Annotated in this window: 12 protein-coding genes, 1 tRNA gene and 2 pseudogenes; 9 read left to right on the forward strand and 6 right to left on the reverse strand. The window is 63.7% G+C overall.

The window, feature by feature from the left end; genetic code table 11:
* The first annotated feature begins 205 nt into the window (after positions 1-205).
* From P6U23_RS01300 to P6U23_RS01315, 4 genes are all read left to right on the forward strand, one after another.
* Positions 206-676 (forward strand): TerB family tellurite resistance protein, encoded by a 471-nt coding sequence (locus tag P6U23_RS01300; protein ID WP_407177830.1) that lies wholly within the window; start codon positions 206-208, stop codon positions 674-676.
* A gap of 256 nt (positions 677-932) precedes the next feature.
* Positions 933-1,712 carry an SDR family NAD(P)-dependent oxidoreductase gene (locus tag P6U23_RS01305; RefSeq protein WP_407177831.1) on the forward strand — a complete coding sequence of 260 codons (780 nt, stop codon included), beginning with the start codon at positions 933-935 and terminating at the stop codon, positions 1,710-1,712.
* Positions 1,713-1,908: 196 nt separating this feature from the next.
* A protein-coding gene (locus tag P6U23_RS01310) for an IS630 family transposase (protein WP_407177832.1) occupies positions 1,909-2,848 on the forward strand; the annotation gives its coding sequence in 2 pieces (ribosomal slippage) (positions 1,909-2,310 and positions 2,312-2,848; 939 coding nt in all).
* A gap of 44 nt (positions 2,849-2,892) precedes the next feature.
* The gene (locus P6U23_RS01315) at positions 2,893-3,702 is read left to right on the forward strand and encodes a glutamine amidotransferase (protein ID WP_407177833.1); all 810 of its coding nucleotides are present in this window, start codon (positions 2,893-2,895) and stop codon (positions 3,700-3,702) included.
* A gap of 125 nt (positions 3,703-3,827) precedes the next feature.
* On the opposite strand, the gene P6U23_RS01320 is transcribed toward P6U23_RS01315, so the two are convergent.
* Positions 3,828-3,903: transfer RNA gene (locus tag P6U23_RS01320), tRNA-Ala, on the reverse strand.
* A 230-nt stretch (positions 3,904-4,133) separates the two neighbouring features.
* On the opposite strand from P6U23_RS01320, the gene P6U23_RS01325 reads away from it, so the two are divergent.
* From P6U23_RS01325 to folD, 3 genes are read left to right on the forward strand one after another with little or no spacing between them, the layout of a single operon-like run.
* The gene (locus tag P6U23_RS01325) at positions 4,134-4,424 is read left to right on the forward strand and encodes a YggT family protein (RefSeq protein WP_024511180.1); all 291 of its coding nucleotides are present in this window, start codon (positions 4,134-4,136) and stop codon (positions 4,422-4,424) included.
* Positions 4,425-4,469: 45 nt separating this feature from the next.
* Positions 4,470-4,802 carry a DUF167 family protein gene (locus tag P6U23_RS01330; protein ID WP_407177834.1) on the forward strand — a complete coding sequence of 111 codons (333 nt, stop codon included), beginning with the start codon at positions 4,470-4,472 and terminating at the stop codon, positions 4,800-4,802.
* A 13-nt stretch (positions 4,803-4,815) separates the two neighbouring features.
* Positions 4,816-5,700 (forward strand): bifunctional methylenetetrahydrofolate dehydrogenase/methenyltetrahydrofolate cyclohydrolase FolD, encoded by an 885-nt coding sequence (folD, locus tag P6U23_RS01335; protein ID WP_407177835.1) that lies wholly within the window; start codon positions 4,816-4,818, stop codon positions 5,698-5,700.
* A 57-nt stretch (positions 5,701-5,757) separates the two neighbouring features.
* Here the strand turns inward: folD and ppa are convergent, their stop codons facing one another.
* Positions 5,758-6,288 carry an inorganic diphosphatase gene (gene ppa, locus P6U23_RS01340; RefSeq protein WP_407177836.1) on the reverse strand — a complete coding sequence of 177 codons (531 nt, stop codon included), beginning with the start codon at positions 6,286-6,288 and terminating at the stop codon, positions 5,758-5,760.
* A 303-nt stretch (positions 6,289-6,591) separates the two neighbouring features.
* A complete protein-coding gene (locus tag P6U23_RS01345; RefSeq protein ID WP_024511184.1) occupies positions 6,592-7,101 on the reverse strand; it encodes a GNAT family N-acetyltransferase in 510 nt (169 codons plus the stop codon).
* 302 nt (positions 7,102-7,403) lie between these two features.
* Here P6U23_RS01345 and P6U23_RS01350 point away from each other — a divergent pair.
* Positions 7,404-7,637 (forward strand): annotated as a pseudogene (locus P6U23_RS01350) (thiol-disulfide oxidoreductase DCC family protein); the annotation flags it as partial.
* 7 nt (positions 7,638-7,644) lie between these two features.
* Here P6U23_RS01350 and P6U23_RS01355 read toward each other — a convergent pair.
* A protein-coding gene (locus P6U23_RS01355) for an IS630 family transposase (RefSeq protein ID WP_407176024.1) occupies positions 7,645-8,593 on the reverse strand; the annotation gives its coding sequence in 2 pieces (ribosomal slippage) (positions 7,645-8,256 and positions 8,258-8,593; 948 coding nt in all).
* An 87-nt stretch (positions 8,594-8,680) separates the two neighbouring features.
* Between P6U23_RS01355 and P6U23_RS01360 the strand changes: the two are divergent.
* Positions 8,681-8,860: pseudogene (locus P6U23_RS01360) on the forward strand (DCC1-like thiol-disulfide oxidoreductase family protein); the annotation flags it as partial.
* Between the two features lie 61 nt (positions 8,861-8,921).
* On the opposite strand, the gene P6U23_RS01365 reads toward P6U23_RS01360, so the two are convergent.
* Positions 8,922-10,169, reverse strand: a complete 1,248-nt coding sequence (locus tag P6U23_RS01365; RefSeq protein WP_407177837.1) for a flavin monoamine oxidase family protein — start codon at positions 10,167-10,169, stop codon at positions 8,922-8,924.
* 158 nt (positions 10,170-10,327) lie between these two features.
* Entirely contained in the window at positions 10,328-12,154 is a 1,827-nt protein-coding gene (gene typA / locus P6U23_RS01370) for a translational GTPase TypA (RefSeq protein WP_407177838.1), read from the reverse strand.
* Positions 12,155-12,216: the final 62 nt, after the last annotated feature.

Here is a 12,216-nt window from a genome sequence, read left to right on the forward strand (position 1 = left end):
ACGCGAAGGGTGAACCCGGGATCTCGAGATTCCGGGTTCGATGCTGCCGCATCGCCCCGGAATGACGCCTCGAGAAACAACGGTATTGCCGAAACGTAATGTCGCAAGCGGATTTTTCCGCATTGTGCGGGCCTATATTTCCACTCATATAATCCGAAAGGAGCCGCCATCCCGGCGGAGAGTCGAACGATTGCGGTAGGAATCGATGCTGGACGGATTGCGCCAATTCATTGCCGACGTTGTTTCCCCGCAGGGGAATCGTGCCTTTGACGACAATGGATATCAGCTCGCCGCCACGGCGCTGCTGATCCACGTGATCTCGCTCGACGGTGATCCTTCCGAGCTCGAGAAACGCAAGCTGCACAGCCTGATCGAAAGCCGGTTCGGTCTCGATCCCGGCGCTGCCGACCAGTTGATTCGCTCCGCGACCCTGGTCGAGGGCGAGGCGGTGGACCTCTATCATTTCACCAGCGTCATCATGCGCGAGGTCAATGAGGAGGGGCGGCTGCGCATCGTGGAGATGATGTGGGAACTCGTCTATGTCGACGGCGAGGTCAGCGAGTTCGAGGACAATGTGGTCTGGCGCGCGGCCGACCTGCTCGCCGTCTCCTCGCGCGACCGGCTCGATCTCAAGCATCGTGTCGCCGCCAAGCGGCAGGCCGCAGCGGGTGCCTGAAGTCGCGGCGGCGATCTGCCACGCCCCGCCCCGCATCCAGCGGTGCGGCCGCCGACATGAAGAAACTTTAATGTAGGGCCTGATTGTTCCTCCCCTGACGCGGCAACCCCCGGCAAATCCAGTGCTCGTTCAGCGGGAGCTCGATTTTTGCGCACGGCGCCATGCTCGCGGACGGCTTGCATCGCCCCGCAACCCTATGCTCTCGTCCCGGCGTTCCCGACCGAACCCCCGCAGTCGAATTTAAGAGCATTGGATCGTGACCGAACGTGTGACGCTGATCACGGGTGCCTCGGCAGGCATAGGCACCGAACTGGCGCGCGTCTTCGCAGGCAATGGGCACCGCGTTGCCCTGGTGGCGCGGCGGGTGGACCGGCTTTCCGCACTGGCCGATGAACTCAAGGCGCAAGGCAAGCCCGCGCCGATCGTGATCGCGTGCGACCTCGAAGCCAGAGATGCGGGCGAGACGATCGAAGCGGCGCTGACTGCCGCCGATGTCGAAGTGGAATATCTGGTCAACAATGCCGGCTTCGGCCTGTTCGGCACATGCGTCGAGCTCGATCGCGAGGGCCAGCTTGGCATCGTCGACGTCAATATCCGTGCGTTGACCGATCTGTCCGCGCGTTTTGCCAAAAGCCTGATCAAGAATCGCGGTGGCCTGCTCAACGTCGGCTCGATTGCGGGATTCCTGCCGGGCCCGGGAATGGCTGTCTATTATGCCTCCAAGGCTTATGTGATCTCGTTCACCGAGGCCTTGCGCAAGGAGCTGGAGCCATATGGCGTGCGGGTCACCGTGCTTTGTCCGGGTCCGGTGCGCACGGAATTTCAAACGCGCGCCGGTTTCGAGCCCGGCTTCGATTCCGCCATTCTGGATGTTCCGCCGCGGGAGGTCGCCGAACAGGCCTATCGCGGGCTGATGGCGAACAAGCGCGCCGTCCTGCCTGGATTGGGCATCAAGCTCGTGCCGCCGCTGCTGCGCCTGTTTCCGCGTGGGTTCATCCTCGCCGCGGTCGGCCGCTTCCAAACGCAGAAGCGCTAGCCCTTAACTCGTGCCTCATCGAAACGCGCTCCAAGCGCTCGACACTGGCTCTGGCCCGCGACTTGCTTGGCCCATGATAGCGCTCACCCGAAATTAACCATTGCTTAGAGCGGGTTGGGATCGAATTGAATCGTAGGGGATTCCCAAATCAGGCGAACCATGATTCATCCTCAAGGCCGGGAGGAGGCTGGCAGGGATGGCGCATGGGGAGGCTCTTCGGATTCGGGTGATCAAGGCCGTGGTTGAGGACGGCCTTTCGCGGAACGAGGCGGCGCGGATTTTCCGGGTCGGGATCGCGAGCGCGATCCGTTGGGTGAAGGAGTTCGAGGAGACGCGCCGCGCGGCGGCTTTGCCCACCGGCGGGGACCGACGTTCCGTGCTGAAGCCGCACCGGGATTGGTTGCTGGAACTGCGTCGTAGGGAGAACGATCTGACGCTCGATGCGATCGCCGAGCGTCTGCTTGGCACGCACGGCGTGGAAGCCGACAAGTCGATGCTGTCGCGCTTTTTCGCCGCGGAGGGGATCAGCTTCAAAAAAACCGTGCGCGCCAGCGAACAGGATCGTCCCGACGTCGCTGAGCGCCGGGAAGCGTGGGCGGCGCGCGCAGAAGGACCTTGGTGGCCGGTTGATTTTCCTCGATGAGACTTGGACGACGACCGCGATGACACGTCGTTACGCCTGGGCCGACGTCGGCGCACGCGCCATCGGCGATGCCCCGAACGGCCATTGGAAGACAACGACGTTTCTTGCGGGCCTCACCTGCGAGGGGTTGATTGCACCTTTTGTGCTCGACGGGCCGATCAACGCCGAGTGTTTCCTGGCCTATGTCGAGCAGATCCTCGTCCCCGTGCTGCGCCAGGGCGACACCGTGATCCTCGACAATCTGTCGAGCCACAAGAACGAAGAGGCCGCTCGCCTCATCGCAGGCGCCGGTGCGCGCCTACTATTCCTGCCGCCCTACAGCCCCGATCTCAATCCGATCGAGATGGCATTCGCCAAACTCAAGGAACTGTTGCGGCAAGCCCAGGCCAGAACCGTCGACGCCCTCTGGGATTTCATCGGACGCACCCTGAACCTGTTCACCCCTGAAGAATGCGCCAACTACGTCCGTCATTGCGGATACAATCCGCTTTGATCGCAACAGGCTCTAGCTATGCTTTCCCGCTGAGCACCAGACCTATGTCGAACCGGTCGAAGCATCTTCATGGTCGAGACGTGTTGCCCTTCCCCGCGGGACGGGCGCCGGCCAAAGCGACCCTGGCGTCCCAGCCAAAGCTCCCGGTGCTCATCGTCCTGCATCAGGAAACGTCGACGCCCGGCCGGGTCGGCAACGCGCTGCGCGCGCTTGGGCATCGGCTGGACATCAGGCGGCCGCGCTTTGGCGATGCTTTGCCGGAAACGCTGGACGAACATGCCGGGGCCGTCATTTTCGGCGGGCCGATGAGCGCCAATGATGGCGACGCTTACATCGGTGCCGAGATCGACTGGATCGACGTCCCCTTGCGCGAGCAGCGGCCGTTCCTGGGCGTTTGTCTCGGCGCGCAGATGCTCGCCAAGCATCTCGGCGCGCGGGTCGCGCCGCATCCGCAAGGCCGGACGCAAATCGGCTATTACCCGATCCGCCCCACCGACGCCGGACGCCGTCTCTGCCCGGAGTGGCCGGGTCAGGTCTACCACTGGCATCGCGAGGGCTTTGAGCTTCCTTATGGCGCCGAACTGCTGGCCGAGGGCGACGATTTCCCGGTGCAGGCGATCCGCTACGACAATTGTTTCGGCCTGCAATTTCATCCAGACGTGACCTACGCCATGATGCATCGCTGGACCACGCGCGGCTGCGAGCGGATGGACGCGCCGGGTGCCCGCCCCCGCCATCATCATTTCGCCGATCGCGCGGTCTATGACGTCGCCGAGCGTGCGTGGCTTGCGCATTTCATGCAGGGCTGGCTGGCACGCGAGCCGGTCACGGTGCTGGCGCAGGCGGCGGAGTAGAGGGGCGCTGGCGTGTGCGAATGGAGGAACTGTTGATGGGGCCCGTCTTCGCCCTGCGGGCTACGCCGGGCACGCTTCGCCTTCGGCTGCACGGGGCTGCGCCACGTGTAGCCGAAGGCGAAGCGTGGTGGAGCCAGGCGGGATCGAACCGCCGACCTCATCATTGCGAACGATGCGCTCTCCCAGCTGAGCTATGGCCCCGTCCAGTGGACGTCTGTCTGGAAATATATAGGGACGCCCGACGATCGCGTCATTTAAGTCGGCGCCATTGCCAAGTCAATTCTGAAGTCGATCGCGAGGTCGAGAACCGCGAGGTCGCACCCTTTCACGCGGCTTTGGGCCGGAAGTTCCCTTGTTTGGGCGGTGGGGAACCGATATCTAGCAGAGGTTATCCCCGCGACCGCAGCCCCAAGCCCCCGAGCCCTTTCCCCATGCGAGCCGTTCTCGACATCGTTCTCATCGTCCTCGATCTCTACATCTGGCTCTTGATCGCATCGGCGATCCTGTCCTGGCTGGTCGCTTTCAACGTGGTGAACACGCGCAACCAATTCGTCGCGGCCGTCGCCGAGTTCCTCTATCGAATCACCGAGCCGCTGCTGGCGCCGATTCGCAATATCCTGCCCAATCTGGGCGGGCTCGATATTTCGCCGATCATCCTGATCCTGATCATCATGTTCATCGAGCGGGTGATTACCTATTACATCTATCCGGCGGTGTTCTGATCCGCTGCTGGCGGATGCTTGATGGATCCCACTATGGATCCTTCTATGAATGCTTCTACCAACCCTTGGCGCGATTCGAACGACGGTATCATCGTCGCGCTGCGGGTGACGCCGCGCGGCGGCCGCGATGGCATTGACGGCGTCGAGACGTTGGCGGACGGCCGCAGCGTGGTGAAAGTGCGGGTTCGTGCCGTCGCCGATGGCGGCGAGGCCAACCGCGCCGTCATGGAGCTCCTGGCTAGGGCGCTCGGCGTACCCAGGGCCAGGGTGCGGCTGCTGTCCGGCGCGACCTCGCGGCTGAAGCAGGTTGCGATCGACGGCGATCCGGCCGAGCTCGGCGCGGCCTTGCGCGCGTTGACGCTGGAGACAGACAAGTGATGGAAGAAGCAGCATGACAGCTCGCATCATCGATGGAAAAGCCATCGCCGCCGATCTTCGCGCCCGTGTCGCCGGCGAAGTCGCGCGGGTCAAGCGCGACCACGGCCTCCTGCCCGGGCTCTCGGTCGTGCTGGTCGGCAACGACCCGGCCAGCGAGGTCTATGTCCGCAGCAAGCACAGGGAGACGCAAGCGGCCGGCATGGCCTCGTTCGAGCACAAGCTGCCGGCCGATGTCAGCCAGGACGAGTTGCTGGCGCTGATCGGCAGGCTCAACCGCGATCCGGCCGTACACGGCATCCTCGTGCAATTGCCGTTGCCCAGAGGCCTCCACGCCGAGACCATCATCAACGCCATCGACCCCGCCAAGGACGTCGACGGGCTGCATCCGAACAATGCCGGACGACTCGCCGGCGGTTTCGCCGCGCTTGCGCCCTGCACGCCACTCGGCTGCATCATCCTGAGCAAGACCGTGCACGCCTCGCTCGAGGGCCTGAACGCCATCGTCATCGGCCGCTCCAATCTGGTGGGGCGGCCGCTGCTGCAATTGCTGCTGAACGAAAACGCCACCGTGACGATCGTGCATTCGCGTTCGCGCGACCTGCCAAGGCTCTGTGCGCAAGCCGATCTGGTTTATGCCGCGGTCGGCAAGCCCGAAATGGTCCGCGGCGACTGGATCAAGCCGGGGGCGACCGTGATTGACGTCGGCATCAACCGCTTGCCTGCGGAAGGCGGCAAAACGCGGCTGGTCGGAGACGTCGCCTTCAAGGAAGCGGCAGAGGTGGCCGGGGCAATCACGCCGGTGCCCGGCGGCGTCGGACAGATGACGGTGGCGTGCCTGCTGGTGAACACGCTGCGCGCGGCCTGTGCAATCGCGCGGCTGCCGAAGCCGGCGGCGTAGTTTTCGGTCATCCCGGGGGTTCGCCTCTTCGAGGCGCCCCGGAATGACGTCGAAAAACTATTTCTTCTTCGCCCGCTCGATGCCCTCGAGGATCAGCTTGTGCGCTTCCTCGGGGCCGCCCCAGCGCAGCACCTTGACCCATTTGCCGCGCTCCAGATCCTTGTAGTGCTCGAAGAAATGCTGGATCTGGGCCAGCGTGATGTCGGGCAGGTCGCTGTAGGTCTTCACCCGGTCATAGCGCTGGGTCAGTTTTGACGAGGGCACCGCGATGATTTTTTCGTCGCCGCCTGCCTCGTCCTCCATGAACAGCACGCCCACCGGGCGCGCGCTCATGACAGCGCCGGGCACGATGGCACGGGTGTTCGCGACCAGGACGTCGCAAGGGTCGCCATCGTCGGACAGCGTGTGCGGGATGAAGCCGTAATTACCGGGATAGCGCATGGCGGTATAAAGAAACCGGTCGACAATCAGCGTGCCGGCTTCCTTGTCCATCTCGTACTTGATCGGCTCGCCGCCGACCGGCACTTCGATGATGACGTTGATTTCGCGTGGCGGGTCGATCCCGATCCTGACAGCGTCAATACGCATGAATGGCTCCGTGGCGCCTTGACGTCAGGCGCTCTGAGAAATGCTGATACAAGCCAAAGCGCCCTGGCACCAGAGCGTGTTGGCTTTGTCCTGGACACGCGATGCGATCGGAGACGATCGCCAATCCCGCTCCAGGCTGTGATTGAGCATGATCTTTTTTCGGAAAGCCCTTTGCGCTAACGCGGCGGCCCTCCGGGTCCGGATCGTGCTCTGGGCGTCATCCCGGTCTGTTCTTGAAGATGGTCTTGTTCGGAAAACCGACGACCACTTGTGCTAACGCGGCCTCTTCAGGCCCAGACCCGTTTAGTTGGTCCAGGCGAAGGCGACCTTGTCGAGCGATTTCGGCCCGAACCGCTCCGACGAGCGGGCGACCATGCGGCCGCCAAGAGCGCGGTAAAACTCGGTGGCGGGATCGTTGTCGGAGAGCGCCCAGACCACCATGCTACGCAGGCCGCTCTGGGCGAGGTCGCGCTTGGCGGCGGAGAACAGGCGGCGGCCAAAGCCGAGCCCCTGGAACTCCGGCCGCAAATACAGCTCGTAAATCTCGCCTTCGAAATGCAGGCTGCGGGCGCGGTTGCGGCCGTAATTGGCATAGCCCGCGACCTTGTCGCCGAACACCAGCACGCTGACGCGGCTGCCCTTGCGGATCGCGCTGTCCCACCATTGCGGGCCGCGGCGATTGATCAGCTTTTCGAGCTCGGCGCCCGGAATGATGCCCTGATAGGCCGCGCGCCAGGCTTCATCATGCGTTGCCGCCACCGCAGCCGCGTCTGCAGCTTTGGCTGGCCGGACCTCGATCAGGGTTGTGCTCATGACGATGATCAAAGCAAGTCGGCGGCTTCGCTTCAAGGTCTATCGTTAATTATCGGTTAACCTGTGGACTTTCTGCATCAGTTTTCTGTGAGACTTGTGCCGAAAAAGGACAGGGCGCGGCATAAGGCAGCAGTCCTCGGAACGCGCAGGCAGGCGGCAGGGCGGCAAGCTCGCGTTGAACGGCTGCGTCTGTCAAGAACGCACTGGATGTGAGTCGGCGCGGCCTGGTTACTGCCGATCCCGAAGCGTGCGCCAGAACTGATGCGCTCCTGCTGATGTCGGACAACAGATGACGTCCTGAGATGACGACTTGGCCCGACGATGACGTAATCCTGTATGACGGCGTGTGCATCTTCTGCTCGCGCTGGGTGCGCTTCGTCGCTGCGCGCGATTCGGATGCGCGGTTCCGCTTCACGGCGATCCAGTCGCCTTACGGCACGCGGCTCGCGCGGGCCTTCGGCATCGACCCTGGCGATCCCGACACCAATGCGGTGATCCATGACGGCGTCGCTTATTTCAAATCGGATGCGGCGCTAGAGCGTTTCACGATTTGGCGGAAGCGTAACCTGCGTTGGCGAAATAGTTGCTGCATTCGCGGGGCTGGATAGTTGTGACGAGGTCGCCGATGCAACGCCAAGTGTCTTCGATGGTGCGCTTCTGGGCGATGCGCATCCAATGCTTGATCTTGGCAAAGGCCTGCTCGATCGGATTGAGATCTGGTGAGTAAGGCGGCAGGTACCAGAGCCTGGCGCCGGCGCCGCGGATGATGCGGCGCAGAGCGGCCGACTTATGGCTGCCGAGATTGTCCATGATGACGATGTCGCCGGGCTTGAGAACGGGAACGAGTTGCTGTTCGACATAAGCTCGGAAGCACTCGCCGTTGATCGGCCCGTCGAAGACGCAAGGGGCCGTGAGACCATTGCAGCGCAGAGCGCCGAGAAAAGTCAGCGTTCGCCAGTGGCCGTGCGGGGCAAAACCTCGCACCCGCTCGCCCTTCGGTCCCCATCCGCGCAGCGGGGCCATGCTGGTTTTGATCCAGGTCTCGTCGATGAAAACCAGGCGCTGGGGATCCAAGCTGGCCTGCCATGACCGCCAGCGTCGCCGCCGACGCGCAACGTCAGCGCGGCCTTGCTCGAGGGCGAACAGCGTTTTTTTTGAATCGCAGTCCTTCGCGCCGCAGGAATGTCCAGACCGCATTGTGCGAGACCTTGACCCCGCGCGCGGCGAGTTCGTCCTTCAGCTTGTGCAGCGTCAGATGCGGCGTCTGTCGGATCCGCTCTTTGATGAAAGCGCGGTGTGGTTCCAGCACCGGCTTGCGATGCCCGCCCATTTTGCCCGGGCTCACCGAGCCGGTCGCCCGATGGCGCTGCGACCACTTCACCACCGACGACACTGCAACACCAAACCGTGCCGCTACCGTACGGCAGCTCTCGCCAGCTGCCACCGCCGCCACCACTCGCTCTCGCAGATCATTGGAAAGAGGTCGGCTCATCAGATGCTGGCCCCCAGCCCAGCCAGCATCTTGAATCACAAACCAACCCTCAGGGGAATCCCTCCCGATTCAGCCTAGCCATGAATTGCTCTAACCGTGCTCTCGCGCCTGCCGGGCTTCGGCTGGACCCGCATCCTGTTCGCGGTGCCAAAGCCGATGCGCGACGCCGTTTACAATCTCGTCGCGCGCAATCGCTACCGCATTTTCGGCAAGTATGACTCGTGCTTCGTGCCGGACGCCGCGCTGCGGGCGCGGGTGATGGAGTGACTCCTACTGTCATTCCGGGTTCGCTCGCTTCGCGAGTGCCCCGGAATGGCGAGGCCGACAATCAGCGCCTTGCACTCGCTGCGAGCACCTCCCTTGCGGCGCGCTCGCCGGAATCGCGGGCGCCGTGGGCGGTGGAGAAGAAGTTCGGCGAGGTGGCTTCGCCGGCGAAGAACAGGCGCTCATCGACGGGCGCGGCGAGGATGGCGCGGTCGCCGGCGTGTCCCGGAAGCGCATGCGAATAGGCGCCACGCGCAAAGGGGTCATGGGCCCAGCGCGACTCCGCAAGCGGCGTCAGCTTGCGGCGAAAATCATTGCCGAGGAAGGAGACGATCTCGTCGATGCTGGCCTGGGCGAACGCGCCCGCACCTGCATCCTCCAGTGCCTTGGCATAGCGGCCGCCGAAAAAGCCCTCGATGCAGGGCTGGCCGAAGGGGCGGATGTGATAGGTGCCCATCTCCGTGCGCATGGTGAGGCCGCGTAAGTTCCCGTCCTTCGGCAGCGCCTCCGCATCCGCAAGCAGCAGCGTCACCTTGTCGTCCACGCCGAGCGGCAGGCCCGCCGCGGCATCCACCTTCGCAGGGATCGCGGGAGAAAAGCGGATCGCCTCGTCGGCGATCAGATTGGTCGGCACCGTGACGATCACCCTGTCGGCTTGAAGCGTCCCTAAAGAGGTCGTCAGGCGCAGGCGTTGTCCGGAATGATCGACCAGTGTGACGTTGCAGTTGAGAACGACGGGAAGCGAATGCCCATAGGCCGTCATCAACCCGCCATAGCCGCGCCGCACCCGCCAGTTGATGTTGGTGTCCTCATAGGCGTCCATGTCGAGGATGGAGACCTGGTCGAGCTCGCAGCCGTTCACGTAGGTCGAGATCGCATCGATCATCGGATTCCAGCGATTGCCGGGCTCGAGATAGAGGCTCGCGGGCGCATCCTCGCCTTTGAGCGCCGCCTCATAGGCGCGCTCATAAAAGGCGTCGAGCGCGCGGAAATAATCGTCGCGTTCGTCTTGCGGAAAGACCTTGCCATAGGCGCGCTCGCGCCACGGTGGCAGGGTTTTGTCGATCTCGAAATTCAACTGTTCGGCGATGGCGACGAAGGAGTTCTGGTCGGCCGAATGCAGCCAGCCGCAGCCGACGTCGAAGATCACGTCAGGAGCGGCCTGCACGGTGTAGCCGCGGCCGCCGATGCGATCGCGCGCTTCCAGCACGATTGTGGTCAGGCCGGAGTTCTTCAGCCCGTGCGCGGCGCCAAGCCCTGCGGCACCTGCGCCGATGATGGCGACGTCGACTGAGGAGGGGAGGGAGCCCATGGCTCGGCTGTAGCACGTTCGCGGGAACGGCTAAAGCCGCCGCAAGCATAGCCGTCATCACCCGCGCATGCGGGTGATCCAGTATTCCAGAGGCCGGAGTCCTATGCGATAGGCCGCGCCGTACTGGATTCCCCGCATTCGCAGGGAATGACTGAGAATTACGCCACCGCTTCCTTGGCCTTTTCGGCGCGCTTGCGCTCGTTCGGATCCAGGAACTTCTTGCGCAGGCGGATGGATTTCGGCGTCACTTCGACCAGTTCATCGTCCTCGATATAGGCGAGCGCTTTTTCCAAGGTCATCTTGATCGGCGGCGTCAGCCGCACCGCCTCGTCTTTCGAGGTGGTGCGGATGTTGGTGAGCTGCTTGCCCTTGAGCACGTTGATCTCGAGATCGTTATCGCGGGTGTGCTCGCCGACGATCATGCCCTTGTACACCTTCCAGCCGGGCTCGATCATCATCGGGCCGCGGTCTTCCAGCTTGAACATGGCGTAAGCCACGGCCTCGCCCTGGTCGTTCGAGATCAGGACGCCGTTGCGGCGGCCCTGGATCTCGCCCTTGTAGGGCGCATAGCCGTGGAAGAGGCGGTTCATGATCGCAGTGCCGCGGGTGTCGGTGAGGAGTTCGCCCTGATAGCCGATCAGGCCACGGGTCGGTGCGTAGAACACCAGCCGCAGGCGGTTGCCGCCGGACGGCCTCATCTCGATCATCTCGGCCTTGCGTTCGCTCATCTTCTGCACGACGACGCCGGAATGCTCCTCGTCGACGTCGATGACGACCTCCTCGATCGGCTCGAGCGTCTGCCCGCTCGCCTCGTCCTTCTTGAACACCACGCGCGGCCGCGACACCGACAGCTCAAAGCCTTCGCGCCGCATGGTCTCGATCAGGATCGCGAGCTGCAATTCGCCCCGGCCCGACACTTCCATGGAGTCCTTGTCGTCGGCCTCGCGGACGCGGAGCGCGACATTGCCCTCGGCCTCGCGCAGCAGGCGGTCGCGGATCATGCGGCTGGTCACCTTGTCGCCCTCGGTGCCCGCGAGCGGCGAGTTGTTGACGATGAAGGACATCGAGACGGTGGGCGGATCGATCGGCTGCGCCGGCAGCGGCGTCTCGACCGACGGATCGCAGAAGGTGTCGGCCACCGTGCCCTTGGTAAGGCCCGCAATGGCGACGATGTCGCCGGCCTCGGCCTCGTCGAGCGGCGTGCGCTCCAGGCCGCGGAAGGCGAGAATCTTGGTGATGCGTCCCTGCTCGATGGTTTTGCCATCGGCGGACAGCACCTTGACCTGCTGGTTCGGCTTGATGCCGCCCGAGCTGATACGGCCGGTAATCAGGCGGCCTAGATAGGGGTTGGCTTCGAGGATCGTGCCGATCATCCGGAACGGCCCCTGCTCGATCTTGGGCTCCCCGACATGGCGCAGGATCAGATCGAACAACGGCTCCATGCCGGCGTCCTTGGGTCCTTCCGGGCTTTCCGCCATCCAGCCCTGCTTGGCCGAGCCGTAGAGGATCGGGAAATCGAGCTGCTCCTCGCTGGCATCGAGCGCCGCGAACAGATCGAACACCTCGTTGATGACCTCGGTCGGCCGTGCGTCCGGGCGGTCCACCTTGTTGATCACGACGATCGGGCGAAGCCCGACCTTCAGCGCCTTGGAGACGACGAATTTGGTCTGCGGCAGCGGGCCTTCGGCGGCATCGACCAGCACCAGGGCGCCATCCACCATGTTGAGGATGCGCTCGACCTCGCCGCCGAAATCGGCGTGACCGGGTGTGTCGACGATGTTGATGCGGGTGTCCTTCCACTGCACCGAGGCGGCCTTGGCCAGGATGGTGATGCCGCGCTCGCGCTCCAGATCGTTGGAGTCCATGGCGCGCTCGGCGACCTTCTGGTTTTCGCGAAAGGTGCCGGATTGCTGTAGCAGGCGGTCGACCAGTGTGGTCTTGCCGTGGTCGACGTGGGCGATGATGGCAACGTTGCGGAGTTTCATGCAGTGCTTCTTTTCAGTCCAGGCAATGACGTAAGGCCGCGATCTCGCCTGATAACGGGACC

The sequence above is a fragment of the Bradyrhizobium sp. STM 3562 genome (genome assembly GCF_045571435.1).
GTDB lineage: Bacteria > Pseudomonadota > Alphaproteobacteria > Rhizobiales > Xanthobacteraceae > Bradyrhizobium.